Below are 25,780 nucleotides of genomic sequence, written 5' to 3' on the forward strand. Positions count from 1 at the left end.
AACGTCCCAACCGGAAAGCTGAACCTACTTGCGGGTGAGGATGACGACCGGAATGTCGCGGTCGGTCTTGGTCTGGTAGTTGTCGTAGTCCGGCCAGATCTTCGCCAGGCTGGGCCAGAGCCGCTTCTTCTCCTCCGGGTTGGCCGTCCGCGCCGTCGCCTCGAAGACCTCGTCCTTGACCTGCAGCTCCACGTCCGGGTTGGCCACCAGGTTGTCGTACCAGAGCGGGTTCTTCGGCGCGCCGCCCTTGGAAGCGACCAGCGTGTAGTCGTCGCCATCGCGGCCGTAGATGAGCGCCGTACGACGCCGTACGCCGGACTTGCGCCCGACCACCGTCAGCAACAGCGTCGGCACGCCCTGCCAGTCGTGGCCCTGCTCGCCGTTGCTGTCCACGTACTGCTTGATGTGATCCGCCACCCAGCCACTCGGGCTGTCAACGACTTCTTCGGCCATGGAGGTGTCCTTTCTGGGGCGTTTGATCCTTCGTCCAGAAAGTAACCAACATCTGGGCCTACCGCTTTATGCCGGCGCCCGGGCAAGATTGGTGACGCTTCGTAACATATAGAGGGGACCGTCGTGGCTCAGCCGGTAACACAGGAACAGCTCATCCAGGATCCGCACCCGATCTACGCGAAGCTTCGCGAGGACGCTCCGGTGAGCCCGATGCAGATGATGACCTTCAGCGGGCGTGGCTGGGTGGTCACCGGATACGCGGAGGCCCGCGAGGCGTTCACCCATCCGGCGCTGTCCCGGGACGGCAACAAGTATTTCGGTGCCCTGGACACCGGGCTGGACGAGCGCGTACGCGCCGCGATGAACCACCACATGCTCAACTCCGACCCGCCGGACCACACCCGGTTGCGCCGAATGGTCGTCAAGGTCTTCACCGCCCGGCGGATCGCCGCGCTGGCGCCGCGGATCACCGAGATCGCCACCGAACTGCTGGACGCCGTCAAACCCGGCGAGCCTGTCGACATCATCGACGCTTTTGGTTTCCCACTGCCGATCCGGGTCATCTGCGAGCTGCTCGGCATCCCGTCGCGGGATCAGGACGCCTTCCGCGAATGGTCGAACGTCATCGTCGCCGGAGCCTTCGCCGGCGACAAGCTGCCGGTCGCGGCCAAGGCGATGACCGACTACATCCACGAACTACTGGCCCGCAAGCGTACGAACCCGGCCGATGACCTGCTGTCCGACCTGATCGCGGTACGCGACGAGGGCGACGCGCTCACCGAGGACGAGCTGACCTCGATGGTGTTCCTGCTGCTGATCGCCGGCCACGAGACCACCGTCAACCTGATTGGCAACGGCCTCTACCTGCTGCTCACCCACCCGGACCAGCTGGACCGGCTACGCGCCGACCGCGACCTGGTGCCGTCGGCGATCGAGGAGGTGCTGCGCTACGAGGGTCCGCTGCGCTCGGCGCTACCCCGGTTCGCCACCGCCGACCTCGAGCTCGGCGGCGTCACCATCAGCCATGGCGACATCGTGATGATCTCGCCGCTGGCCGCCAACCGTGACTCGGACCGGTTCGACGACGCCGAGACCTTTGACGTCGGCCGCGGCCACACCCAGCATGTCGCCTTCGGGCACGGTCTGCACTTCTGCCTCGGCGCGCCGCTGGCCCGGTTGGAGGGGAAAATCGCGCTGGAGCTGATCCTCGAACGGTTCGGCACGCTGGAGCTCGCGACCGAACTCGATCAGCTGGTCTGGCGGCCCAGCGGGCTGATGCGTGGGCTGGCCGCGCTGCCGGTCTCGGTCACACTGGCAGCCAGTCGCTGAGGTCCGCCCGGTTCCCGCTGGCCGACACCTTGCCCTGGGCGTAGCCGTCGGCGAAGGTCAGCCGCCCGGTGGCCATCAACAGCCAGGTCACCGGGTCGGTCTCGACCACGTTCGGCGGGGTGCCGCGGGTGTGCCGCGGCCCCTCGCCGCACTGGATCGCGCCGTACGGCGGCACTCGTACCTCCACCGCGTGCCCTGGCACCTTCTCCGCGAGTACGGCCAGCAGGTGCCGGGTGGCCCGCCGCTGAACGTCCTTGTCCGGCGTTTCGTCCCGGTCGAAGGCGGCTTCCGTTTCGGTCACGGATTCCGGGTCTACGGGACGACGAGGTGGCATCAGACCAGACTATCGACCCGCTCTTTGGCAGGGAAAAGTGCGCGCGTCAACACCACCGCCAACGCAGCGCCGATGAGCTGGGCGATCACGAAGCCGGGCACCGAGGCCGGCGAGATGCCGGCGAAGCTGTCGCTGAAGACTCGGCCGATCGTCACCGCCGGGTTGGCGAAACTCGTGGAGGCCGTGAAGAAATAGGCCGATCCGATGTAAGCACCGACAGCTGGCGCGGCGAGGTTCAGCCGGTTCGTACGCGCCAGCGCCGCGATCAGGAGCAGCAGGCCGGCGGTTGCGACAATTTCGGAAAGCCACAGCGACGGTGACAGTCGTACTTTTGTGGAGATGCTGACGGGCGCCGCTCCGAACATCGAATTCGCCAGAATCGCACCGAAAATCGCGCCGGGAACCTGGACTGTGACGTACGCGGCCACCTCCGACCATTTCAGACCACCGCCACAGGCGTCCACAATAGACACAACCGGATTGAAGTGAGCGCCTGACACCGGGCCGAAAATCAGAATCAACACGAAGAGGCCAGCTGCCGTTGCCGCCGCGTTTTCCAGCAGTTGCAGACCAACGTCAGACGGGCTGAGTTTGGCGGCCATGATACCGGAGCCCACGACGACCGCGACCAGAAGTGCCGTTCCCAGGAATTCGGCCAGCAACCTGCGCTGCAGCGTGGTCATCCGGCGGTTGCCGGCATGCGATGAATCGGTCGCGGGTAGCCTGGTTTGAAGGCGTACGACTCGCGTATGAGGTTGGCGGAAGTCGAAAACGTGGCGTCCGCGGAGGCGACGGCCGCTGCCACCGCGGCATCGAGTTCGGCTGGCTCGCAGGCGACTCTCGCGTTCACCAAAGCGGTCGCCGCGACTTCGGAATGCGTACGCGCGGCTCTCGCGTCGACTTCTGGTTTGTCGTCCGCGCTGATGAGGCTGAGTTTGCTGAACGCGTCCCCAGCCGTCACCGACACCTTCACATGACCGATTGTCCAGCCGCCTTTTTCGGCCCGGCCGGAGAGATCACGCAGGACCGCGTCGGCCCAGTCAGCGGAGCCGAATCCAGCCGGCATGCGCAGCTGGAAACTTTGGTTCAGCCAGGCAAGTTGAGCTTCGGCATTGGCATACCGGTCGTAATCGACATCGAGGTCGATCGCCGAATCGCTGGTCCCCGCGAGCTGGTTGATCAGTTCGTCGAGACCTTCGCCCGTACGAGCCGAGTAGAACACGATCGGCTTGCCTGGATAGAGCTTCGTCAACTCGTTTCGGAGTTCTTCTTTGCTTTCCAGCAAATCAGATTTGTTGACGGCGATGACGTCCGCCTCGACGAGCTGCTGGCGGAACAGGTACGCGAGATCGGACTCACTGTCACTGAGCGCCACCGACCGACGGATTTCGGCGTAGCGGAACGGATCCAGCACCGTCACCAGCGGCGCGACGCGGAACCGGTCGCCATGCAGCTGTTTCATCGGGCGTACAACGGTGGCCTGCAGGTCCGTGCAGCTGCCGACCGCTTCGGCCAGGACCGTGTCCGGTTTCGCTTGTTCCACCACGGCGTTCATGACGTCGAGCAGGTCATCGAAGCGGCAGCAGAAACAGCCGCCGGTGACCTCGCCGATGCCGGTCGCGGCCGGGCCGGCCACCTGAGTGTCGACCAGGTCGGTGCCCTGGTCGTTGGTGATGATCGCGACCCGCCGGCCCTGGTCCTCCCAGCGCCGGGCGAGTGCCGCCAAAGTCGTCGTCTTGCCAGCCCCAAGGAAGCCAGTCACCGCTGCGAACGTCAACATGCTCTGAGACCGTACTGGCAATCTGTGCAGAAGAAAACGATTTCTCACGACCTTGACCGGCCACCTGGCCTGGCTACGGCAACGGCCCGTCGACTGCCTGGGGCCAGCGAACCGCACGCAGAACATAGGTGCGGCGCGAAACTGTCGTACCCCTCCGGCAGATTTGCCCCCACCCAGTGACGGGTGGGGGGCGGGTTCGAGGACCAATGTTCAACTAAAAATCAAGGTCCACCTCTCAACCCACCCCCCGCCCGTTCAAAGGGAGGGGGAAAGAAAAACAGACACGTACGACAATTTCGCGCCGTCAAGCGCCCTTGACACCAAACCCAACCCACGCCAGCCCAGCCACACCAATCCCCACCACGTCCGCGCGGCGACCGGAGGTCGCCCAGGTTCGTGGCGGTGGGGTGCCCGCTCTTTGGGCGCCCCGGCGACGCGAACCGGACGCGCCGCCGCAGGAACTGCGGCCAGAGGCACTGCGGTGGGGTGCCCGCTCTTTGGGCGGCCCGGCGACGCGAACCGGACGCGCCGCCGCAGGCACTGCGGCCAACAGCACTGCGGCCATCCAACTAGTGGGTTTTCTTGTGGCGTGGCTTCTTCACCCGGGTGGTGGGCGCTGGGCCACTGTCGCGGCGCCGGGAGTCGGAGCCACGGGAGTCGGAGCCACGGGATGGGCCGGACGGACGGGCGGACCGTACGCCGGGGCTGATCCGCAGTTGGCGGCTGCCGATCCGGGCCGTACCCAGGCGGCGAAGCATCTCGGCGGGCAGGCCGGCGGGCAGGTCGACGAGGCTGTGGTCGGACATGATCTCGATCCGGCCGATCTGGTTGCCGGACAGGCCGGTCTCACCGGTGATCGCGCCGACGATGTTGCCCGGCTTGACGCGGTGGGTGTGACCGATGGCGATCCGGTACGTCTCAGTGTCCCCGCTCGACATTTCGCGGCGGGCCGGTTCGGCGGCTGGTTCCGGGTCCTCGGCCAGCAGCAGCGGCGCGTCGCCGTGCACCATCCGGGCCAGCGCGGCCGCGATCCGGGCCGGTGGCACGTCGTGTTCGGCCTGGTAGTCGGTGATCAGCGCCTCGTACGCGGTGAGGTCCTGGCCATCGAGCACCTCGGTGATCCGGGCCGCGAACTTGGCCTGCCGGCTCGCGTTGACCTCGGCCACCGTCGGCAGCGTCATCGGCTCCAGCGGCTGCCGGGTGGTCCGCTCGATCGAGCGCAGCATGTGCCGCTCGCGCTGCGCGACGAACAGGATCGCCTCGCCGGAGCGGCCGGCCCGGCCGGTGCGGCCGATCCGGTGCACGTACGACTCGGTGTCGTGCGGGATGTCGTAGTTCAGTACATGGCTGATCCGGTCCACGTCCAGACCGCGGGCGGCCACGTCGGTGGCGATCAGGATGTTCAACCGGCCTTCACGCAGCGACGCGATGGTCTGCTCGCGTACCGGCTGTGACATGTCACCGTTGATCGCGGAGGCCGCGAAACCACGGGTACGCAGCTTCTGCGCCAGGTCCTCGGTGGCCTGCTTGGTGCGGACGAAGACGATCATGCCGTCGTACGGCTCGACCTCGAGGATCCGGGTCAGCGCGTCCAGCTTGTGCATCCGGCTGACGGTCCAGTACCGCTGCCGAGTGGTGGTCAGCGTGGAGGTCTTCGACTTGATCGCGATGTCCGCCGGGTCGTTCAGGTGCTCGGCGGCGATCTTGCGGATCATCGACGGCATGGTGGCCGAGAACAGCGCCACCTGCCGGGTCGGCGGGGTCGCCGACAGGACTTTCTCCACGTCCTCGTGGAAACCCATCCGGAGCATCTCGTCGGCCTCGTCCAGGACCAGGCAGTCCAGGTTGGACAGGTCCAGCGAGCCACGCTCCATGTGGTCCATCACGCGACCGGGCGTACCGACCACAACGTGGACACCCCGGCGCAGGCCCTGCAGTTGCGGCGGATACGGCGCGCCGCCGTAGATCGGCAGCACGCTGAAGCCGGGCAGCTGGGCAGCGTACTTCCCGAACGCCTCGGCGACCTGGATGGCCAGCTCGCGGGTCGGTGTGAGGACCAGCGCGAGCGGCGCGCACCTGCCGGCGCGCTCGCCGGCGAGGCGGGTCAGGATCGGCAGCGCGAACGCGGCCGTCTTGCCGGTGCCGGTCTGGGCCAGCCCAAGCACGTCGCGGCCAGCCAGCATCGGCGCGATGGTGGCGGCCTGGATCGGGGTGGGCGTCTCGTAACCGACAGCGGTCAGCGCCGCCAGCACCGACGGGTGCAACCCGAATTCGGCGAAGGCGGGCTCATTCGACGCGCTGGTGTCGGCTTCGGTGAGGTCGGCGGGGATCGTGTCGGGCACAGTGAGGGACAACTCAGAAATAGCGGAGGGCATGCACTTTCCATACGGAATGCGCCCAACACAAGAGTGGGCGCGGGCGGAAGGATGGTCGGTTTCCTGGTCAGCCGCGAAATCGTGATTCCGGTGAGTCCACCGGTTTCACCCACAGACTGAGGTATCCGCATCCCTGTCTAGCGCGCGTTCACCGTATCTGCCGTTGCCATTGCAGCCAATCAGCTCGTCACAGCATCCCACAATCGGCACCCGATTGTCACAACGGCCGCTGTTGTCCCTGGTCACACTCGGACCGGCCGCACAATCGGATTCCGATTGTGCAGCCGGTCGCAGGGCTAACCGAAGAGCTTGGGCAAGGTGCCCCGATGGGCGGTCGCCAGCTCGTCCAGCGAGACATGGAACACGTGCTCGATCACCAGCTCGCCGCTGTCGGCCTCGACAGTGCCAATTTCGGCGTACGGAACGCCGTGTGTCGCGGCCAGCGTTCGCAGCGCGTCCAGCTGCTCTGGAGCCACCGACAGCAACGCCCGGTGCGCCGACTCGGACAGCAGCCAGCCAAAGGGACTGACGCCGGCCGGTACGTCGACGCGCGCACCCGCGCCATGCCGCAGCGCGGACTCGACCAGGGCGATCGCAAGGCCGCCCTCGGACAGGTCGTGCGCGGAAGTCGCCAGCCCCCGGTCGGAAACCGCGATCAGCACTTCGCCGAGGGCCTGTTCGGCCGCGAGATCCACCGCCGGCGGGCGACCGCCGAGGTGCTGGTGCACGACCCAGGCCCACTCGGAGCAGTCCAGCTCCTCGCGGGTGGTGCCCAGCAGGACGAGGCGATCGCCGTCGGCTGTGAAGCCCATCCGCGTCCGCTTGGTCACGTCGTCCATAAGGCCCAGCACGCCGACCACCGGTGTCGGGTGGATCGCGGTCTGCCCGGTCTGGTTGTAGAAGCTGACGTTGCCGCCGGTCACCGGCGTGCCGAGCTGTTGGCAAGCGTCCGCGATGCCGCGTACGGCCTCGGAGAACTGCCACATCACCGCCGGGTCCTCCGGGCTGCCGAAGTTCAGACAGTCACTGACCGCGATCGGCCGCGCGCCGGTGACGGTGACGTTTCGGTACGCCTCCGCATAAGCGAGCTGCGCGCCGACGTACGGATCCATCGCGCAATACCGGCCGTTGGCGTCGGTGGCGATCGCGACGCCGAGGTTGGACTCCTCGTCCAGCCGGATCATCCCGGCGTCCTCGGGCTGGAACAGCACCGAGTTGCCCTGTACGTAACTGTCGTACTGCTCGACGATCCACGTCTTGTCAGCCAGGTTCGGGCTGGCCAGCAGCTTGAGCAGCGTGCTGCGCAGCTCCGCGCCGGTGGCCGGCCGGGGCAGCACGCTGGCCGGGTCGGCCTGCCGGATCGACAGGTCGGCGGGCCGCTCGTACGGGCGGTGGTAGACCGGGCCCTCGTCCGCGAGACTCGCCGGCGGCACGTCCACCACGGTCTGCCCGTGCCAACTGATCACCAGCCGGTCGCCCTCGGTGACCTCGCCGATCGCGGTCGCCAACACACCCCACTTGTCGGCCAGCGCCAGCACCTCACCGAGGTTTTCCGGCGTGACGATGGCCAACATCCGCTCCTGCGACTCGCTGGCGAGGATCTCGTGCGGCGCCATGCTCGGCTCGCGCAGCGGCACCCGCTCCAGGTAGACCCGCATGCCGGACTTGCCCATCGCGGCGGTTTCGGTGGTCGCGCAGGTCAGCCCGGCACCGCCGAGATCCTGGATCCCGGTGACCAGCTTCCGGTCGTACAGCTCCAGGCAGGACTCGATCAGCAGCTTTTCCGCGAACGGGTCCCCGACCTGCACACTCGGCCGGCGGGCCGGGCCGTCGTCGTCGAAGGTCGCCGACGCCAGCACGCTGACTCCGCCAATGCCGTCTCGGCCCGTTTTGGCGCCCAGGAGCACGACGAGGTTGCCAACCCCGGTCGCCGCCGAGAGCTGGATCCGATCAGTCGGCATAACGCCCACACAAAGCGCGTTGACGAGCGGATTTCCTTGGTAACACGGGTCAAAGACGACCTCGCCGCCGATATTCGGCAGGCCCAGGCAGTTTCCGTAGCCGCCGACGCCGGCCACCACCCCAGGCAGCACGCGAGCGGTGTCCGGATGGTCGGCGGCACCGAAACGCAGCGAGTCCATGACCGCGATCGGCCGGGCGCCCATCGTCAGGATGTCCCGTACGATCCCACCGACACCGGTCGCCGCGCCCTGATACGGCTCGACATAACTCGGGTGGTTATGGCTTTCGATCTTGAAAGTGATCGCGAGGGTGTCACTTACCTGCACGACACCGGCGTTCTCCCCCATCCCGACCAGCATCCGGTCGGATTTCGGGGCCTTCTCACCAAACTGCCGCAGATGGACCTTCGACGACTTGTACGAGCAGTGTTCGCTCCACATCACCGAATACATCGCGAGCTCGGTCTGGGTCGGCCGGCGGCCGAGGATTTCCCTGATCTGGCTGTATTCATCGGACTTCAGACCCAGCTCTTCGTACGGCTGGACTTCCTGCGGGGTCGCGGTCGCGTTGGTGACCGTGTCGGCGGTTGGTACGGTCACGCGGCCACCAGCTTTCGCAGTACCGAAGTGAAAAGTCCGAGCCCGTCGACGGACGCTCCGGTGAGCTCCTCGACCGCGTGCTCGGGATGCGGCATCATGCCAACCACATTTCCGGCAGCATTGCTGACCCCGGCAATGTCCCGCATCGAGCCGTTCGGATTTCCGTTCGTATAACGGAAAACCACTTGGCCGTGGGATTCGATGTCGTCCAGCGTACGGTCATCGGCGACAAACCGGCCGTCGATGTTCTTGATCGGGATGACGATTTTCTGGCCGGCGGCGAAATCGCTCGTCCAAGCGGTTTCGGTGCTCTCGACGATCATCGACTGAGCGCGGTTACGGAAATGCAGGTGCGCATTGCGGGTCAGCGCGCCAGGGAGCAAATGCGACTCGCAGAGCACCTGGAATCCGTTGCAGATCCCCAAAACTGGCATTCCCGCACGGGCACCGGCGATGATCGACTCCATAATGGGCGCGAACCTGGCGATCGCACCGGCTCGCAGATAGTCGCCGTACGAGAAGCCGCCGGGCAGCACCACCGCGTCGACGTCCTTCAAGCCGCTGTCGCCGTGCCAGAGCGAAACCGGTTCGCCGCCGGCCAGCTTGACCGCGCGGGCCGCGTCCCGGTCGTCCAGTGACCCGGGAAAGGTCACCACGCCGATCCGGGTGCTCATACGGCCGACTCCACCCGGACGTCGAAGTCCTCGATCACCGGGTTCGCGAGCAGCGTGCCGGCGGCCTGCCGGACCTCGTCGAGGCGGGCGTCGGTGAGCTCACCGTCCACCTCCACCTCGAACCGCTTGCCCTGCCGGACGGCGGTGATCGAGTCGAAGCCAAGCCGGGCCAGCGCGGCCACCACGGCCTGGCCCTGCGGATCGAGGATTTCGGGTTTCAACATGACGTCGACGACGACGCGGGCCACAGCCACTCCTAGCGTGGTGAAAAGAAAGCGAATTCCCTGCTCAGCCTAACTGCGCGGAAGCAAGTTCCGGCTTCCGGGTACGGTCACGTCCCTTGTGCTGGCGGGATCTGCCTGTGAGAATCCGGTGCCGGTCACAACGCCTGCGGGGGATGCCGATGCGTACCGTCCTGTTCCGACTGCTGGTCGCGCTCACGACCCTGGCCGGCCTGCTGACCGTCACGCCAGCCGTCCAAGCGGCTCCTCCGGACATCGCTGACCAGCTGAAGCAGCTGCCCGGAGTGGTGTCCGTCACCGAACAGTCCACCGCCGCGCCGTACCGGTATTTCCAACTCGTGTTCCGACAGCTGGTGGACCACAACAACCCGCGCAAGGGCTATTTCGAGCAGCGGGTCGGGCTGATGCACCGGGACGCGAGCGCCCCGATGGTGATGTACACGACCGGCTACAACTACCGCGGAATCCCGTTCCGCAGCGAGCCGACGCAGATCGTCAACGGCAACCAGATCGACGTCGAATACCGCTACTTCGTGCCGTCCCGGCCAGCGCCAGCGGACTGGTCGAAGCTGACCATCTGGCAGGCCGCCACCGACCAGCACGTCATCGTCCAGGCGCTTAAGCGGATCTATAAGGCGCGCTGGCTGTCGACCGGCGGCAGCAAGGGCGGAATGACCGCCACGTACCACCGCCGCTTCTACCCCAATGACGTCTACGCGACCATCCCGTACGTCGCGCCGAACGACGTGATCGACCCAGTCGACTCGTACGGACAGTTCATCGCCCACGACGGCACCGACCCGGTCTGTCGCGCCAACCTGAACCGGATCCAGCGGGAGTCGCTGCAGCGGCGGAACGAGCTGGAGGCGATCGCACAGTCGAACGCCACCCAGACCGGCGGCACGTTCACCCTGGTCGGCACGCTGGATCACGCGGTCGAGCTGGCGGTGGTCGACTCGATTTTCGCGTTCTGGCAGTACGGCAGCCCCAGCGACTGCGCGACCATCCCGCCGGCCGGCGCGCCGGCGCAGCAGATCTATGACTGGTACGAGGGCGTCGAGAGCCTGCTCACGTACACAGACCAGGGCATCGAGCCGTACGTGCCGTACTACTACCAGGCCGGCACCCAGCTGGGGTCGCCGCTCGCGGACGAGAGCTACCTGAAGGACCTACTGCGCTATCCCGGCACCGACGTGCCCCGGTCGTTCGTACCGAGGTCGATCAAGATGCCCTTCGACTACACGGCGATGCCCGACGTGGACACGTGGGTGCGCTACCAGGGACAGCGGCTGCTTTACATCTACGGCGAATACGACCCGTGGAGCGCGGAGCCGTTCCGGCTCGGGCCGGGCAGCCGCGACTCGTACGTCTACTACGTCCCCAAGGGCAACCACGGCTCGAAGATCGCGATGCTGCCGGCCGCGCAGGCCGCCGCCGCGACCGCGACGATCCAGCGCTGGGCCGGCATCACACCGTCGCCACAGTTGCGCAGGGCGAGCGCTCTCCCGTCTGTCGACTTCGACCCGATGCTCAGCCAGCGCCCGCCGCTGTAGGAGCGCTGCTGAGCCACCTGACCCGTTGTGGAGCCAGTCAGGCCGTCGTGGGGTGCTCTAACTGCTACGGGCACTGCGGGTCGTTCGCAAAATTTTCTCGCGCGCGCGTCCTCAAACCCACCCCCCACCCGATCACTGGGTGGGGGCAAGAAAACAGTGTGGGTACGACAGTTTCGCGCCCTAGTGCCCATTGCGTGCACCAACCAAAATGGTCGGACCTGGCTGGCAAGCTCGAGTTCGGGGGGCCAAAATTCAGCGGTCGGCAGCGATATCGGTACGGTTTTGGGCGCCGTCGAAGGTGATCTTGTCGATCTTCTGGTAGGCGTCGGCCCGCGCGGCCGGCACATCGGGGCCGGTGCCCACGACAGACAACACTCGGCCGCCGGCGGTGACGAGAGCGCCGTCATCGCGCCGAGCCGTGCCAGCGTGCAGGACGCCCTCGACCCCGTCCGCGCCGGTGATCACATCGCCGCTGCGGGAGGAAGCCGGGTAGCCGGCCGAGGCCAGAACAACGGTGACAGCGGCCGCTGAGCGCCAGAGCAATGACTCGTAAGAGCCGAGGGTCCCAGTGGCGGCCGCGTTCAGCAGCGCTCCGAAGGGCGTGTCGAGCAAAGCGAGCACCGACTGCGTTTCCGGGTCGCCGAAGCGGCAGTTGAACTCCACCACCCGCGGGCCCTTCGCGGTCATCGCGAGGCCGACGTAGAGCAACCCCGAGAACGGCGTTCCGCGCTCGGCCATGGTCACCAGCGTGGGACGTACGACGGTGGCCATGATCGTGCTGACCGTGCCGCTGGGCAGCCAGGTCAGTGGTGCGTACGCGCCCATGCCACCGGTGTTGGGCCCGGTGTCGCCGTCGCCGATCCGCTTGAAATCCTGCGCGGGCAGCAGCGGGAAAGCGGCCGTGCCGTCGGTGACGACGAACAGCGACACTTCCGGGCCGTCCAGAAACTCCTCGATGACCACTCGTTCGCAGCCGGCCGCGTGCGCGAGCGCCGCGTCCCGGTCTGAGGTGACGACAACGCCCTTGCCGGCGGCCAGGCCGTCGTCCTTCACGACGTAAGGAGCGCCGAACTCGTCGAGTGCGGCGGCCGCCTCGTCCACGGTCGTACACACCCGGGCAGCGGCCGTCGGCACCCCAGCGGCCGCCATCACGTCCTTGGCGAAGGCCTTGGAGCCTTCCAACTGAGCGGCGGCCGCAGTCGGCCCGAAGCAGGCGAAACCGGCTGCTCGTACGGCATCGGCGACGCCAGCAACCAGCGGCGCCTCCGGGCCGATCACCACGAGATCCGCTAGGAAAACCTGGGCGGCCGCCACGACTGACGGGCCGGTGACCGCACCGCCATCGAGCGGCACCAACGCACAGGTGTCGGCTATACCGGCGTTGCCGGGCGCGCAGGCGACCGCCGACACACCGGGGTCGCGAAGGAGCGCCGTGCACAGAGCGTGCTCCCGGGCGCCGGTTCCGATGACGAGTACGCGCACCCGCAGACCCTATCCAAACGGCCGTGGCCAGCGACGAGGTGTCGAGGCTCACAACATTCGGGCACCCCCGGGAGAGCACCGAGGCGGGGCGTGCGTTCATACTTTCCTCATCGACTTAACAGCTGCCGAGTTGTTTCAGCGAGGTTGCAAGACGCGTTAGACACCTCAAACGGTCCAGTGCCAGATGACCGGATGTCGGCCTCCGTTTCCCTACCCGTCTAATAGGACAGGTCTGATCAATCCCGTGAACAAAAGCCAGAGTGCTGACGTGCCACTGGTCATCGGTCACCGCGGTAGCTGCGGTTACCGACCGGAAAACACCCTCATCTCGTTCGCGCTCGCGGTCGAGCTCGGTGCCGACTTCGTGGAAATGGACGTGGTGCCGAGCGCGGACGGTGTGCTGGTCGTACGCCACGACGCCGACCTCTCGGACAGCACAGACGTGGCCGCCCGGCCAGAATTCGCGGAGCGTCGGCGGACCGCGACCATTGATGGCGCGGATGTCGACGGCTGGTTCGCGGACGACTTCACGGTCGCCGAAATCCGCACCCTGCGGGCGGTCGAGCGCCATCCGGACTTGCGCCGACACAGCGCGCGATATGACGGCCAGCCGGTGCCGACCTTCGCCGAGACGCTGACCTGGCTGGCCCAGCTGGCCACCGAGGCCGGCCGTCCGATCGGGGTCTACGTCGAGCCCAAGCATCCGACGTACTACCGCTCGATCGGCAAGCCCGTCGAAGACCTGCTGGTCAAGGACCTCGCGGCGGCCGGCCGCGATCGCGCCGACTCGCCCACCTTCGTGCAGTCGTTCGAGATCGACCCGCTGCACCGGGTCGCCAGCATGACCGAGGTGCGGCGGGTCCAGCTGATGGGCAGTGGGCACGGTCCGTACGACCGCACCGCCGCCGGCGACCCGCTGCTCTACAGCGAGATGACGACGCCGTCGGGGTTGCGCCGGATCGCCGAATACGCCGTCGGAATCGGCCCGAACAAGGAAATGGTGCTGGCCACCGACCGGACCGGGCAGCTCGCCGGCCTGACCGGCCTGGTGCCGGCCGCCCACGAAGCCGGGCTTTTCGTTCACCCGTACACCTTCCGCGACGAGAACAAATACCTCGCCGAGCCGTATCGACGTGGCACCGACCCATCCGCCCGCGGCGACGGCGCGGCCGAATGCGAGGCATTCCTGCGGGCCGGGGTGGATGGCTTGTTCACCGACTTCGTCGACTCGGCGATGGCGGCCCGAGCGGCCTGGCTGCGGCCCGAGCGGGTGCTCACCTCGGTTTAGTACTACAGGGCCAGCGCGAGTTCGGCGGTTTCCTGGGCACATCCCCACGACTGCAGAACTCCGCTGCCGCCATGCCCGTAATTGTGGACAATCCGGTTCCGGCCGACCGTTTCGGCTTCCAGCCGTACTTTCGGCCGCCCAGGTCGCAGCCCCGCGCGGTGCCCGAGCACCCGGGCGTTGGCGAATTTCGGCTCCAGTTTGACGCAGCGCTCCAGAATGCGGTTGCCGACCTCCATGGACGGCGCCGGATCCCAGCTGCCTTCCAGCGTGACACCGCCAAGCAGGACATGCCGGCCGAAGGTGTGATAGCTGGCATATTCGTGTTCTAACGTGACTGCCATGAAAAACCCGTCCAGGCCGGGATTTTCCACCACCACCTGCTGACCTTTTATCGGCCGTACGGACGGATCGGCGGCCAGCCGACGAGCGCCGACCCCGGCGCAGTTCACCACAATCGGCGCATCCAACGCGAGCGACTCAACGCGACGCTGCTCGATCACGCCGCCATTCGCGGTAAATCGGCCAACCAGATATTCGAGATAGACCGGAATGTCGACCAGCGGAACTCTCATCCACAACCCACTGGTGAACCCGGTCGGCACTTCATCCCCAGTCGCCGGCCGTACCAACGCACTCGCGTCCGCGAACGGCGGCGCCGCCCCCATCGCCGCCGTCGACGCCCCGAGACCGGTCGCCATCCGTACACCCGCGGTTTCGTCGAGAGTTTTCAGCTCCCGCGTGGTGGCGAGCTCCCAACCCACGGTCCGCGGATCAGGCCCGTGGAAAACCGGCCCAGCCATCCCAGTCGCGGCCGCCGAGGTAGTGTCGGCGGTCAGCTCGGCCGCGAGAATGCGTACATCGGCCCCAGCCTCCAGCAGCCGGATGCCCGTGGTCAGGCCAATCACACCCGCACCGACCACAATAACTTCTGCGTTCTTCATGCTGATGGACGTTAGGCGCGCGCGGCCGTGCGCTCTTGTATTTTTCTGCCTTCTCGAGGGGGTGCGGCGCGAAATTGTCGTACGTGTCTGTTTTTCTTTCCCCCTCCCTTTGAACGGGCGGGGGGTGGGTTGTGAGGTGGACTCTAATTTTTAGTTGAACATTGGTCCTCAAACCCGCCCCCCACCCGTCACTGGGTGGGGGCAAATCTGCCGGAGGGGTACGACAGTTTCGCGCCGCACCCTGTGTAGAGCTGCACAATCGGAATCCGATTGTGCAGCGGGTGGGTGGGTTGGTTGCCCTTCGGGCGAAGCCTCAAGGAAGAACGGGCTTGGCGGGTGGGGTGTGGTTTTGGGTACGGGGAGAACGAACCCGCGTCACGTTTGTGGGGTGGGTGACCTGGTACTGGGTGGGGGTATGTCCGATTGTAAGGCTGTTGGCCATTCTGGGGTTCTGGATGGCCAACAACGTTACAAACGGACATGGTGGGTGGCGGTGTTCGCGAGAATTGGTCACTGGCGGTGAAAGTTGATCCCACCAGTCCCAATGAGAACAGCGGAATGTGCCTGACCGGACTAATTCCCATATTTTGAGATTGGCGTCCCGTATGCCGGACCGACGGTTACCCCTGCGACTCAAGTGACTCCTGAACACTCGAGCACCCCGCGAATGTGACGAAACGGTTCGCAAAACGGACTTCGGCGAACCCTTGCCCGGTGGAATCAGCTGTCGAAGGCGGCGGCTTCGCGGAGGTGGTTGCAGTCTGGGGCAGTGGGTTTGATGGGTGGATCGAGGGCGATCGAGCCGAGCACGATGCCGATGACGAGTGGGTCGTTCGGGAGTTGGGTGTGCCGGACGGTGTCGTCGGCGCAGACGGACTGGAGTTCGGTGTTCACAGCACCCCTGAGCTGCCCGGATGAGGCTGGTACGACGGTGTCGTCGACCTTTGTCCACATGGTTGTCCACAACGGTCCGGGCGGGGTTTCGGTGGGGCTGTTGAGAGCGGTGATGAGCCTGGAGTGGTCGGCGAGCTGTTGGCAGGCGGTCGGGCAACTGTCGGCGGCGACCGCGAAGGCGAGGCCGGCGAGTTGGGTGCCGTGGTTGGGCGAACCGATGGTGACGACCCGGCGAGTGACCGCGGCGCCGCCGTAGTCCTTCAGCCACAGACGGGCCGCCACGCCACCGGCGGAGTAGCCAATGACGTCGATGCTGGGCGCCTTGCCGCGCAGCTTGCTGGCGGCAGCGGCCACTAGCTGGGCTTGTACGCGCAGGTCGCCGCGGCCGTTGTCAGGAAGTGAGAGCACCTGGACCGTACGGCCGGTGTCCCGGATCCGGTCCGCGAGCCGGGTCAGCACCGAGACGTCTCCGCCGAAACCGGGCACGATCAGCACCGGGCCGAGCTGGTCCTGTGGTGCGGCGATGAATTTTGTCTTCATTTCCGGCTGGTCTGGAACCGGCCAGTAAAGATAGCCGGCGACCGCCATCACGACCACGGCGAGCACCGAAACGGGCAGCCACCATCGCAGACGTGCCAACGAAAATCCCCCCTTGGGTCAATGCCGCTGGTGAAAATCAGCCAACCACAAGCGACATTGCTCCTCGGCTCGCTACAGCCTAGGTCGGGACCGTCTAACAGGTGAGCGGAAACGCCAAAGAATCAGTCGAGCAGATCTCGTACGACGACGTTCTCCTCGCGGCCGGGACCGACGCCGATAACGCTGATCGGCGCGCCGGACAACTCCTCCAGCCGCTCCACGTAGACCCGCGCGTTGGTCGGCAGGTCGGCCATCGTACGAGCGCCGGAGATGTCCTCCCACCAGCCATCCAAGTACTCGTACACCGGCTTGGCGTGGTGGAAACCGGTCTGCGTGGTCGGCACCGTGTCGACCCGCTCACCGTCCACGTCGTACGCGACGCAGACGGGCACTTTGTCCAAGCCGGACAGAATGTCCAACTTGGTTAGAAAGATGTCTGTGAGCCCATTCACCATCGTCGCGTAGCGGGCGATGACCGCGTCGAACCAGCCACAGCGGCGGTCCCGTCCGGTGTTGACACCGACCTCGCCGCCGACCTTGCGGAGCATCTCGCCGTACTCGTCGAACAGCTCGGTCGGGAAGGGCCCGGAGCCGACCCTGGTCGTGTACGCCTTCAGGATGCCGATGACCCGGGTGATCCGGGTCGGCCCAATGCCGCTGCCCACCGCGGCGCCGCCGCCGGTGGGGTTCGACGAGGTCACGAACGGGTACGTGCCGTGGTCGACGTCGAGCAGGGTGCCCTGCGAGCCCTCCAGCAGCACGTTGTCGCCGCGGTCCAGCGCGTCCCGCAGCAGCACCCGAGTGTCGGTGATCATCGGCTTGATCCGCTCACCGTGCACGAGCAGCTCGTCGACCACCGCGTGCGGGTCCAGCGCCTTGCGGTTGTAGATCTTGGTGAGGATCTGGTTCTTCAGATCCAGCGCCGACTCGACCTTCTGGCGCAGGATGCTCTCGTCGAACAGGTCCTGCGTACGAACCCCCAGCCGGGCGACTTTGTCCTGGTAGGCGGGGCCGATGCCGCGACCGGTGGTACCGATCTTGGCCTTGCCCAGGTAGCGCTCGGCGACCTTATCGATGGCCACGTGGTAGGGCATGATCAGGTGCGCGTCGGCGGAGATCACGATCCGCGACACGTCCACGCCACGGGCGGACAGCCCGTCCATTTCCTCGAGCAGGACACCCGGGTCGATCACCACGCCGTTGCCGATCACGCAGGTGGCGTCCGGGGCAAGGACGCCCGACGGAATCAGTCGCAGCGCGTACTTCTCGCCGTCCGGTGTGACCACGGTGTGGCCGGCATTGTTACCACCCTGGTAACGGACCACATACTGAACGCGACCACCGAGCAGGTCGGTCGCCTTGCCCTTTCCCTCATCGCCCCATTGGGCGCCAATCAGGACAACAGCGGGCATAAGAGCTCCTCAACAGGCAACAAGGCCGTGATTGAGGCTAACTGCCACGCGCATCCTTCGTTTAGCTAGGGTCAACGCCCGTGACCAGCGAAACTCCGGTGATGATCGTGGCTCCGGGCGCCGGCAACGGGACCCGGGTGCCGGTGCTGCGCTGCGCCGACGCGCTGCGTCCCGCCGAGGTGACGGTCCGCGAGGTCGACTCCCCGGCGGAGGCCAACCAGGCGCTGGCCGAGGCGGCCGACGGCGGCCATCGGCTGGTGGTGGCCGGTGGCGACGACGAGATCCGGGCGATCCTGCGGCAGCTGGTACGGCGGGTGCTGCCCAAGGGTGGCGACCGGACCGGCCTGCGGGACGACCGAACCATTCCCGACCTGCCGGCGCTGGGCCTGCTCCCACTGGACGCGAGCGCCGACGACGACCTGTGCGCGGTGCTCGGGCTGCCCCGCCAGCCCGAGGCGGTGGCCGCGGCCGTACGAGCCGGCACCAGCCGGCGGTTGGACCTGCTCCGGCACGACGGCGGCTCGGTGACCATGCACGCGGCGCTGCTGGGCGGCCGCTCCGAGAACGGCTTGCCGGCGCCCTGGACAGCCTCGGTGACGGTCGACGACACGGTGCTGTGCGCGCCGGACGAGCTGCTGCTCGCGGTTGGCGTGACCAACGCGGGCCGGCTGGACGCGCTGCCCGGGCTCGCGCTGACCACCCAGGCGGACCCCACCGACGGAGCTCTCGACGTGGCGGTGGCGGTGCCCGTACGACACGGTCGCTGGCCACGCAAGCCGCGGACCGAGGTGGAAGTACGCCGGTTGCGCGGCCGGGCGGTGGCCATCACGCCGGTACGCCTACCCGGCGCTGAGGCCGAACAAAACGGCTCCGACCTGCGGATTCCGACCATCGACGACGGCGCCGCCAGCACCGTGAACCGCAAACGCACCTGGTGGGTCGAGCCTGGCGCGTGGGCGGTATACACAGGCTGAACCCGCTCTTGATGCACGGGCGTGCGTCGATGGCGCAGAATCAACGTCAGACCGCCACCACGGTAAGCAAGGAACGACTGGGGGACCTCGCTCGTGCAGGACAACACTGACCGCGATCCACACGCACCTGAGCGCGACGGTCAGCTGCCCGAAGCGGCCGACCCGGGAGCGGCGAACACGTCCTCGCCCTGGGCGCCGCGCGGCGGCGCCTGGTCCGACCAGCACTTCGCCGGCTCCCCCAGCACTGAACCGCCGAACACCGAGCCACTGAGCCCCCAACTACCGGGCACCCCACCACCGGGCACCGAGGCAGTGAACGCCGAACCAGCGAGCGGCGAGCCGCCCACCAACGTGGACCCGGCCGGATGGCCCGCGCAGCCCTCGTACGAAGGGCAGCACTCATCGCCGCCGGCCGTCGGCGCTTCGGCGTACGGGACACAGGGCCCGTCACCGTACGAGCCACATCCGGCCGGGCCGGATCCGCAGCAGCCCAACGGCTGGCCGTCCTGGCCGCAGGCCGGCTGGCCGGAGCAGCCGCAGCAGATCAACCCGGCCGGCGGCTCACCGGCCGATCCCGCCGCTGGTCACGAGGCCATCGACCAGGGCGACTTCCACCCGACCACGCAGTTCCCGATCCTGCCGGAGCCGACTCCCGAGCAACCAGCGGCCGAAGCGACATCGGATGGTTCGAACGACAGCCCGGACGACGGCACCCAGCAGCCGGACCAGCCAGCCGCTGAGCAACCAGCTGCTGACCAGCCGGCCAGCGGGCAGCCAGCCGCGGCGCCGGTGGCGGACCACGGTGGCTGGCCAACGCCCGAGTGGCAGCCAGCCCAGGCCGACTCCCAGCCCGCGTCCCCGGCCGGGCCACCGCCGCAGTGGCAGCCGACCTGGCCACCGGCTCAGCCGGCGCAGGACGAGCTGACGGCCCTGGGAGGCCAGCAGGTCCAGCCCGAAGGCCAGCCGGGCATCGACCCGCATCCGGAGATGCCGCCGACGTACGTCCCGACCGAGTTCGCCAGCGGCCACTTCCAGGACGGCCAGTTCTATCCGGGGCACTTCCAGCCTGGCCAGCAGCAGCCGTCTTATGGACAGCCCGCCCAACCCGAGCAAGCCGGGTATGGGCAAGCCGCCCAACAGCAGCCGCCAGCGCAGCCTCAGCAGCCCGCGGAGCAGGTCGGCTGGGGCCAACCGGCCGGACCGCAGAACTGGGGGCAGCCCGGCACCACGTACGGGCAGCCCGCCGAGCCGGTGCAGCCGCCGTACGACCAGCGGGGCCTGGAGCAGTACGGCCAGCAGCCTGCACAACCGCCAGCCCAGGCGGCTCAGTACGACCAATATGGTCAGCCGCAGCAGCCCGACTTCGGCCAGCAGGCGTACGGCCAGCCGGGCTTCCAGCAGCCCACGCCGGAGCAGACGGCCGCGCAGCAACAACAACACCAGTACCAACTCGGTCAGGCGCAGCAGCCCAACGCGGGTCCGGCCGGCACCCCGACGGCCGCCGACTTCGCGGCCCGCCGCGCGCACCGGCCGGAGGCGCCCAAAGCCAGCCTCGGCCTGCAGGGCCTGGTCCGGCGGGCGTCCTTCGGGCTGGTCAAGCCGCCGCCGGGCCGCCGTGAGGTGGAAAGCCGGAACTCGATCGCCATGGTGCGGCGGAATTTCGGCGGCCTGCGCCAGGTGACGGTCGTCAACCCCAAGGGTGGCGCCGGAAAGACCGTGGCCGTCCTGATGGTCGCGATGACTTTCGGCCAGCAGCGCGGCGGATATGTGCTGTCGTGGGACAACAACGAAACCCAGGGCACCCTCGGCATGCGCGCGCAGCAGGATTTCCACGCACGTACGGTCCGGGACCTGCTCGGCGAGCTCGGCTCCTTTATCGGACCGACCGGTCGGGTCGGGGACCTTTCCAAGTTCGTCCGGTCGCAGGGCGAGGCGATGTTCGACGTGCTGGCCTCCGATGAGTCGGCGACCGCAGGTGAAATGCTGACCGCGCAGGCGTTCGGGCAGATCCGAAATGTGGTCAGCCGCTTTTACAAACTCATCATTGTGGATACCGGGAACAACGTGCGCGCGGCGAACTGGCAGGCCTCGATCGAGGCGACCGACCAGTTGGTCGTACCGATGTCGGCGCGTGGCGACTCAGCCGAGACGGCGTCCCGAATGCTGGATCACCTCGACCAGAACGGCCGGCACGATCTGGTTCGCCGCGCGGTGTCGGTGATCTCCATGCCGGCCAGCACCAAGGGTGTTGATTTGCCTGCGATTCGTGCGCATTTCGCGGCTCGCACCCGTGCGGTGCTGACCGCGCCGTACGAACCGCTGCTGGACTCCGGCGAGCCGATCCGCTACGGCGAGCTCAGCCAGCGCAGCCGGCTGGCGTGGCTGCGGATCGCGGCCGCGATTGCCGAAGGTCTGTAGGCGCCACCGCTCTATGACAGCGCTTGCAGACGTTGTAGATCACCGACAAGGTTGCCTCCCCAACCTTAAACTTTGCTGAATTTGAAAAAAGGTGCCCGAAGGCCCTGCCAAACCGGGGATGGACGTGGCACTCTCATTGCAAGGTCCTCACCGACTTCCCCCGTGGTCGGTGAGGGCCTCCTTGTTTTCCGGGGTATGGCAGCGATCGTCCTACCTCTCGCCACCCCCGCGCCGCTTTCCGGTATGGACCCATTGGCGGGGCCAGACCATTAACAGCGCCGCGCGCTCTCAGCGTTTTTGCAGCTGGCTGGCAATAACACCGAGAGCGACCGCGTGCTTTCTACTGTGGACAGTCTGTGGAAATGACCATTCGACTGGACGAGCAGGGCCCAAAGGCCCTATAACCTATGCCTCTTTGTCGGCCAGTCGCGCCAGCTGTTCTTCCACTCGCTGGACTTTCGCCGCGAGCTGCCCGGTGAAGCCCGGCCGAATATCGGCCTTCAGCACCAGACCGACCCGCGGCGACCGGGCCGCGACCACGTCGACAGCGGCCTTGATGACCGGCATGATCTCGTCCCACTCCCCTTCGATGTTGGTGAACATGGCGTTGGTCTCGTTAGGCAGCCCCGAAGCGCGGACGACTTCGATGGCCTCGGCGACGGCTGCGCTGACACTGCCTTCGTCATCACTGGCGGCCGGGCTGATGCTGAATGCGACAATCATGGCTCCAGCCTGCCAATATCCCGGCCAGTTAGCGAGCGCTCAGACAGTGGCCTTCAGCGCCCTTTCGGCGGCCTCCTCGGCGGCGGCCCGGTCGGCCGGGACCAGGCCGATACGAGTACGCCGGTCGAGCAGGTCGCCGGCCGTCATGGCGCCCTCGTAGCGAACGGCGAAAACGAATTCCGCCAGCGTGGTGGACATCCCGTCAGCGACCGGCTCAGCGGCGTCGAGCGCCACCACGGCGGCCGCCTCGGTGCCATAGCGGTCAACCAGCCGGCGGGGCGCCGGCAACGCCTCCAGCCGCCGCCGGGGCGCGGCACCAACCAGCGGCAGCCGGTGCGTACGACACGGCCCGGCCGCCAACGCGGTGGCCCGTAGGACCGCGTCGACGGTGTCCTGCGCCATCCGTCGGTAGGTGGTCAACTTGCCGCCCACGACGGTGATCACCCCGCTGGCGCCGACGATGACCGCGTGCCGCCGCGACAGGTCGGCCGTGCGACCAGTGCCGCTGTCCAGCAACGGCCGGAGCCCCGCGTACGCGCCGAGCACCTGCTCCGGTCGTACGTCCCGGTCCAGCGCCCGGTTGACGGTGGCCAGCAGGAACGCCCGCTCGGCGTCGGTCGGCTCGGGCACGTCCGGGATCGGCCCGTCCACCTGCTCGTCCGTCAGCCCGACGAAGACCCGCCCATCCACCTGCGGCAACGCCAGCACATAGCGGTTGCGCTCGGTCGGCACCGGGACGGTCAGCGCGGCTCGCAGGCCGCCGAAAGCGGTGTCGGGCAGCACCAGGTGGGTGCCCCGACTCGGCCGCAGCCGCACGTCCGGCGCGTTCTGCGCGGCCCAGACGCCGGTGGCGTTGACCACCGCGCGAGCCCGCAACGCGAGGGTGTCGCCGGTGCGGGTGTCCCGCAGCGTCGCGCCGCCGCCAGTGAGGTCCTCGGCGGCGCACCGAGTGAGCACGCGTACGCCCTGGCCAGCGGCCGTACGAGCGATGGCCACCACCAGCCGCGCATCGTCGGTCAGCTGCCCATCCCAGGACAGGATCGCGCTCCGCAGGCCGTCCCGGCGCAGCGCCGGCACCAGCCGGACCGCCTCGGCCGGCGGGATCCGGCGCGACCGGGGCAGCTCGTGGGCCGGCGTACCAGCCGCCATCCGCAACACATCTCCCAGCGCCACTCCGGTCCGTACGATCGCGTGCGCACTCGCCGGAGTGTCGTGAAAAATGGGCACTACCTGCGGCAACGCGTGGGCCAGGTGAGGGGCGAGGCGGCGTAGCAGCAGATCCCGTTCGGCGGCACTCTCGTACGCGACGCCAACCTGGCCACTGGCCAGGTAGCGCAGGCCGCCGTGCACCAGCTTCGAGCTCCACCGACTCGTACCGAACGCCAGGTCGTGCCGCTCGACGAGCGCCACCGACAGGCCGCGGCTGGCCGCGTCCAGGGCGACCCCGGCGCCGGTCACCCCGCCGCCCACCACCAGCACGTCGACCTGCGGATCCGCGGCGAGCGCGGCCCAGTCGGCGGCCCGGCGAGTGGCGTTGAGTGCGGTGCCGGTCATGGTTTGAGGTATCCGTCCAGGAGCAGGCTGAGCTCGTCGACCAGTTGGTCATAGTCGAGCCGGTCGGTGACCAGCCGGTGCGAGAGCACCGCGGACTGGCCGGTCAGCAGCAACATCCGGGCCAGCGCGTCCGGCTTGCCCGACCGGATCGAGCCGTCCGCCTGGCCGTCCGTGACCGCCGTTTCCAGCACCGCGAGGACGGCCAGCTGGCTGGTCCCCATCCGGTAGAAGAGATACGGGATCAGCAGCTCCGGGTCGGAGTCCAGGATCTTGACCATCAGCGGGTCGACGATCACCGCGGCGGCCGACTGGACGGCCCGATTGACCAGGCGTTCCCGGCCGTGCCGGCCGTCGACGGCGGCGGTTTCGGCGGCGATCCCGGCCAGCTCGGTGGTGATCAGGTCCGCGAGCAGGGCGCGTACGTCCGGCCAGTGGCTGTAAACGGTCGGACGACTCACGCCGGCCTTGCGAGCCACCTCGGTGAGGGTGGTGCGCTGGGCCCCGTACGCCAGCACACAATCACGGGCCGCGGCCAAAATATCCTCAGGGCTTTTACGTTTTTGCGGCATGTGTAAAACTGTAACTCATGCGCACCGATCCCGACATGCTCTGGTACGGCTGGGGCGACCCGGCCGCCCGCACCGAACTGCCGGAGTCCGCTCAACAGCTGCTCGCCTCGGCGCTGCGGTTGCCCGAGCGGATCCTGCCGCCACCAGCGGAGGAGGACGTCAAGCTGCCGGCCACCGAACTGCCGGTCGACTTCGCCGCGGTGGTCGGCGAGGCGTACGTGCTGACCGACCCGCACTCGCGGCTGCTGCACAGCGCCGGCAAGAGCACGATCGACCTGCTCCGGCTGCGGTCCGGCGAAGTCCGCGAAGCCCCGGACGCGGTGCTGCTGCCGGCCGACCACGACGAGATCCTCACGTTGTTGCGGATCTGCACCGAAAACAACATCACGGTGGTGCCGTTCGGCGGCGGGACCAGTGTGGTTGGTGGCGTACAACCGTCCGGCCAGCGGCCGGTAGTGGCGCTGGACCTGCGGCGCCTCGACAAACTCGTGTCGGTGGACGAGATTTCGCAGACCGCGGTGCTGCAGGCGGGCCTGCGCGCGCCGGCGGCCGAGCGGCTGCTCGGCGAACACGGTTTCACCCTCGGACACCTGCCGCAGAGCTTCGAATACGCGACCATTGGCGGGTTCGCCGCGACCCGGTCGTCCGGCCAGGCGTCGAACCGCTACGGCTCGTTCGCCGACCTGGTGACCGGCCTGCGAGTGGCCACCCCATCCGGTCCGCTGGAACTGGGACGAGCGCCCGGGTCGGCCGCCGGCCCGGATCTTTTGCAGCTGTTGCTGGGATCTGAGGGCGTCTTCGGGGTCATCACCGAGGTGACCGTACGCATCCGCCCGATACCGCCAAAACTGCTCGACGAGACCTGGACTTTCGCTGACTTCGCCAGCGGAGTCGCGGCCGTACGAGCACTCGCCCAAGCGGACGCGGCGCCCGCGGTGGCCCGACTCTCCGACGAGGCCGAGACCGGAATCAACCGCGCGCTCGGCGGCCAGGACCAGACCGGCGGCTGTGTGCTGGTCACCGGTTACGAGGGAACGGCCGCCGAAGTGGCCGCGGATCGTACGCGTGCGGCCGAAATCCTGGCCGCCCATGGCGGTTCCGACCTGGCCGGCGCGAGCGACTGGCGAGCCCACCGGTTCCGCGCGCCCTACCTGCGCGATGCCCTGCTCGGCGTCGGCGCTTTGGCCGAGACACTGGAAACCGCGGCCACCTACTCAGCGCTGCCGGGGCTATACGAGGGCGTACGCACCGCGGTGGCGGCCGCACTCGGCGGACCAGCAGTGGTGATGTGCCATGTGTCGCACCTCTACCCGACCGGTGCCTCGCTCTATTTCACTGTCGTGTGTGGACAGTCCGACGACCCGGTTTCGCAGTGGCAGCGGGCCAAAACCGCGGCCGGGGACGCGATCGTGGCGGCCGGCGGCACCATCACTCACCACCACGCGGTCGGCGCCGACCACCGGCCGTGGATGGCCGCCGAGGTCGGCGACCTTGGCGTCGCCATCCTGCGAGCGGTCAAGGACCGGCTGGACCCGGCCGGGATTCTCAACCCTGGCAAGCTCATCCCGTGACCTTCACCGGCTTG

General features: G+C 67.7%; 21 protein-coding genes. 6 read left to right on the plus strand and 15 right to left on the minus strand.

What is annotated here, in order from left to right; genetic code table 11:
- Positions 1 to 24: 24 nt before the first annotated feature.
- Entirely contained in the window at positions 25 to 453 is a 429-nt protein-coding gene (locus ABD301_RS13080) for a nitroreductase family deazaflavin-dependent oxidoreductase (protein ID WP_163568611.1), read from the minus strand.
- 123 nt (positions 454 to 576) lie between these two features.
- On the opposite strand from ABD301_RS13080, the gene ABD301_RS13085 reads away from it, so the two are divergent.
- Positions 577 to 1,782 (plus strand): cytochrome P450 family protein, encoded by a 1,206-nt coding sequence (locus ABD301_RS13085; protein WP_344310227.1) that lies wholly within the window; start codon positions 577 to 579, stop codon positions 1,780 to 1,782.
- Here ABD301_RS13085 and ABD301_RS13090 read toward each other — a convergent pair.
- From ABD301_RS13090 to purS, 7 genes are all read right to left on the minus strand, one after another.
- Complete coding sequence (locus ABD301_RS13090) at positions 1,760 to 2,083, minus strand: sterol carrier family protein (RefSeq protein ID WP_313885677.1); 324 nt, start codon at positions 2,081 to 2,083, stop codon at positions 1,760 to 1,762. The two genes, ABD301_RS13085 and ABD301_RS13090, sit on opposite strands and share 23 nt — an antisense overlap.
- A 32-nt stretch (positions 2,084 to 2,115) precedes the next feature.
- Entirely contained in the window at positions 2,116 to 2,799 is a 684-nt protein-coding gene (locus ABD301_RS13095; protein ID WP_163568609.1) for an aquaporin, read from the minus strand.
- Positions 2,796 to 3,896 (minus strand): GTP-binding protein, encoded by a 1,101-nt coding sequence (locus ABD301_RS13100; protein ID WP_279580433.1) that lies wholly within the window; start codon positions 3,894 to 3,896, stop codon positions 2,796 to 2,798. The genes ABD301_RS13095 and ABD301_RS13100 overlap by 4 nt, the downstream gene beginning before the upstream one ends.
- A 569-nt stretch (positions 3,897 to 4,465) precedes the next feature.
- Positions 4,466 to 6,271 (minus strand): DEAD/DEAH box helicase, encoded by a 1,806-nt coding sequence (locus tag ABD301_RS13105; RefSeq protein WP_344310230.1) that lies wholly within the window; start codon positions 6,269 to 6,271, stop codon positions 4,466 to 4,468.
- Between the two features lie 296 nt (positions 6,272 to 6,567).
- Positions 6,568 to 8,832: a phosphoribosylformylglycinamidine synthase subunit PurL gene (purL, locus tag ABD301_RS13110; protein WP_344310231.1), complete on the minus strand. Its 2,265-nt coding sequence runs from the start codon at positions 8,830 to 8,832 to the stop codon at positions 6,568 to 6,570.
- Entirely contained in the window at positions 8,829 to 9,506 is a 678-nt protein-coding gene (gene purQ / locus ABD301_RS13115) for a phosphoribosylformylglycinamidine synthase subunit PurQ (protein ID WP_344310233.1), read from the minus strand. Before purQ ends, purL begins: the two co-directional genes overlap by 4 nt.
- Complete coding sequence (gene purS, locus ABD301_RS13120) at positions 9,503 to 9,754, minus strand: phosphoribosylformylglycinamidine synthase subunit PurS (RefSeq protein WP_163568606.1); 252 nt, start codon at positions 9,752 to 9,754, stop codon at positions 9,503 to 9,505. The genes purQ and purS overlap by 4 nt, the downstream gene beginning before the upstream one ends.
- A 155-nt stretch (positions 9,755 to 9,909) precedes the next feature.
- Between purS and ABD301_RS13125 the strand changes: the two genes are divergently transcribed.
- Positions 9,910 to 11,301 carry a S28 family serine protease gene (locus tag ABD301_RS13125; RefSeq protein WP_344310235.1) on the plus strand — a complete coding sequence of 464 codons (1,392 nt, stop codon included), beginning with the start codon at positions 9,910 to 9,912 and terminating at the stop codon, positions 11,299 to 11,301.
- A 252-nt stretch (positions 11,302 to 11,553) separates the two neighbouring features.
- Here the strand turns inward: ABD301_RS13125 and purD are convergent, their stop codons facing one another.
- A complete protein-coding gene (gene purD / locus ABD301_RS13130; protein ID WP_344310236.1) occupies positions 11,554 to 12,783 on the minus strand; it encodes a phosphoribosylamine--glycine ligase in 1,230 nt (409 codons plus the stop codon).
- A gap of 244 nt (positions 12,784 to 13,027) precedes the next feature.
- Here purD and ABD301_RS13135 point away from each other — a divergent pair, with 244 nt between their 5' ends.
- The gene (locus tag ABD301_RS13135; protein ID WP_163568605.1) at positions 13,028 to 14,071 is read left to right on the plus strand and encodes a glycerophosphodiester phosphodiesterase family protein; all 1,044 of its coding nucleotides are present in this window, start codon (positions 13,028 to 13,030) and stop codon (positions 14,069 to 14,071) included.
- A 2-nt stretch (positions 14,072 to 14,073) separates the two neighbouring features.
- Here ABD301_RS13135 and ABD301_RS13140 read toward each other — a convergent pair whose 3' ends face one another.
- From ABD301_RS13140 to ABD301_RS13150, 3 genes are all read right to left on the minus strand, one after another.
- Positions 14,074 to 15,012: an FAD-dependent oxidoreductase gene (locus tag ABD301_RS13140; RefSeq protein ID WP_344310237.1), complete on the minus strand. Its 939-nt coding sequence runs from the start codon at positions 15,010 to 15,012 to the stop codon at positions 14,074 to 14,076.
- A gap of 720 nt (positions 15,013 to 15,732) precedes the next feature.
- Positions 15,733 to 16,545: a lipase family alpha/beta hydrolase gene (locus ABD301_RS13145; protein ID WP_344310238.1), complete on the minus strand. Its 813-nt coding sequence runs from the start codon at positions 16,543 to 16,545 to the stop codon at positions 15,733 to 15,735.
- A 122-nt stretch (positions 16,546 to 16,667) separates the two neighbouring features.
- Positions 16,668 to 17,957, minus strand: a complete 1,290-nt coding sequence (locus tag ABD301_RS13150) for an adenylosuccinate synthase (RefSeq protein WP_344310240.1) — start codon at positions 17,955 to 17,957, stop codon at positions 16,668 to 16,670.
- Positions 17,958 to 18,037: 80 nt separating this feature from the next.
- On the opposite strand from ABD301_RS13150, the gene ABD301_RS13155 reads away from it, so the two are divergent.
- Both ABD301_RS13155 and ABD301_RS13160 read left to right on the plus strand, forming a co-directional pair.
- A complete protein-coding gene (locus tag ABD301_RS13155; protein ID WP_344310243.1) occupies positions 18,038 to 18,931 on the plus strand; it encodes a diacylglycerol/lipid kinase family protein in 894 nt (297 codons plus the stop codon).
- Between the two features lie 93 nt (positions 18,932 to 19,024).
- A complete protein-coding gene (locus tag ABD301_RS13160) occupies positions 19,025 to 21,349 on the plus strand; it encodes a MinD/ParA family ATP-binding protein (protein WP_344310245.1) in 2,325 nt (774 codons plus the stop codon).
- Between the two features lie 405 nt (positions 21,350 to 21,754).
- On the opposite strand, the gene ABD301_RS13165 is transcribed toward ABD301_RS13160, so the two are convergent.
- From ABD301_RS13165 to ABD301_RS13175, 3 genes are read right to left on the minus strand one after another with little or no spacing between them, the layout of a single operon-like run.
- The gene (locus ABD301_RS13165) at positions 21,755 to 22,072 is read right to left on the minus strand and encodes a thiamine-binding protein (RefSeq protein ID WP_163568596.1); all 318 of its coding nucleotides are present in this window, start codon (positions 22,070 to 22,072) and stop codon (positions 21,755 to 21,757) included.
- Between the two features lie 39 nt (positions 22,073 to 22,111).
- A complete protein-coding gene (locus ABD301_RS13170; protein ID WP_344310247.1) occupies positions 22,112 to 23,626 on the minus strand; it encodes a glycerol-3-phosphate dehydrogenase/oxidase in 1,515 nt (504 codons plus the stop codon).
- On the minus strand, positions 23,623 to 24,195 hold the full coding sequence (locus ABD301_RS13175; RefSeq protein ID WP_344310249.1) for a TetR/AcrR family transcriptional regulator: 573 nt from the start codon (positions 24,193 to 24,195) through the stop codon (positions 23,623 to 23,625). The genes ABD301_RS13170 and ABD301_RS13175 overlap by 4 nt, the downstream gene beginning before the upstream one ends.
- A 17-nt stretch (positions 24,196 to 24,212) precedes the next feature.
- On the opposite strand from ABD301_RS13175, the gene ABD301_RS13180 reads away from it, so the two are divergent.
- On the plus strand, positions 24,213 to 25,766 hold the full coding sequence (locus tag ABD301_RS13180) for an FAD-binding oxidoreductase (RefSeq protein ID WP_279580424.1): 1,554 nt from the start codon (positions 24,213 to 24,215) through the stop codon (positions 25,764 to 25,766).
- Positions 25,767 to 25,780: the final 14 nt, after the last annotated feature.

It is taken from the genome of Fodinicola feengrottensis (genome assembly GCF_039530045.1).
In the GTDB taxonomy this organism is placed as follows: domain Bacteria; phylum Actinomycetota; class Actinomycetes; order Mycobacteriales; family HKI-0501; genus Fodinicola; species Fodinicola feengrottensis.

What these genes read in the sequence shown, in the direction of transcription:
- ABD301_RS13080 (WP_163568611.1), bottom strand. Translation starts at nt 453, where the DNA reads ATGGCCGAAGAAGTCGTTGACAGCCCGAGTGGCTGGGTGGCGGATCAC.
- ABD301_RS13095 (WP_163568609.1), bottom strand. Translation starts at nt 2,799, where the DNA reads ATGACCACGCTGCAGCGCAGGTTGCTGGCCGAATTCCTGGGAACGGCA.
- ABD301_RS13100 (WP_279580433.1), bottom strand. Translation starts at nt 3,896, where the DNA reads ATGTTGACGTTCGCAGCGGTGACTGGCTTCCTTGGGGCTGGCAAGACG.
- ABD301_RS13105 (WP_344310230.1), bottom strand. Translation starts at nt 6,271, where the DNA reads ATGCCCTCCGCTATTTCTGAGTTGTCCCTCACTGTGCCCGACACGATC.
- purQ (WP_344310233.1), bottom strand. Translation starts at nt 9,506, where the DNA reads ATGAGCACCCGGATCGGCGTGGTGACCTTTCCCGGGTCACTGGACGAC.
- ABD301_RS13125 (WP_344310235.1), top strand. Translation starts at nt 9,910, where the DNA reads ATGCGTACCGTCCTGTTCCGACTGCTGGTCGCGCTCACGACCCTGGCC.
- ABD301_RS13140 (WP_344310237.1), bottom strand. Translation starts at nt 15,012, where the DNA reads ATGAAGAACGCAGAAGTTATTGTGGTCGGTGCGGGTGTGATTGGCCTG.
- ABD301_RS13150 (WP_344310240.1), bottom strand. Translation starts at nt 17,957, where the DNA reads ATGCCCGCTGTTGTCCTGATTGGCGCCCAATGGGGCGATGAGGGAAAG.
- ABD301_RS13165 (WP_163568596.1), bottom strand. Translation starts at nt 22,072, where the DNA reads ATGATTGTCGCATTCAGCATCAGCCCGGCCGCCAGTGATGACGAAGGC.
- ABD301_RS13170 (WP_344310247.1), bottom strand. Translation starts at nt 23,626, where the DNA reads ATGACCGGCACCGCACTCAACGCCACTCGCCGGGCCGCCGACTGGGCC.
- ABD301_RS13175 (WP_344310249.1), bottom strand. Translation starts at nt 24,195, where the DNA reads ATGCCGCAAAAACGTAAAAGCCCTGAGGATATTTTGGCCGCGGCCCGT.
- ABD301_RS13180 (WP_279580424.1), top strand. Translation starts at nt 24,213, where the DNA reads ATGCGCACCGATCCCGACATGCTCTGGTACGGCTGGGGCGACCCGGCC.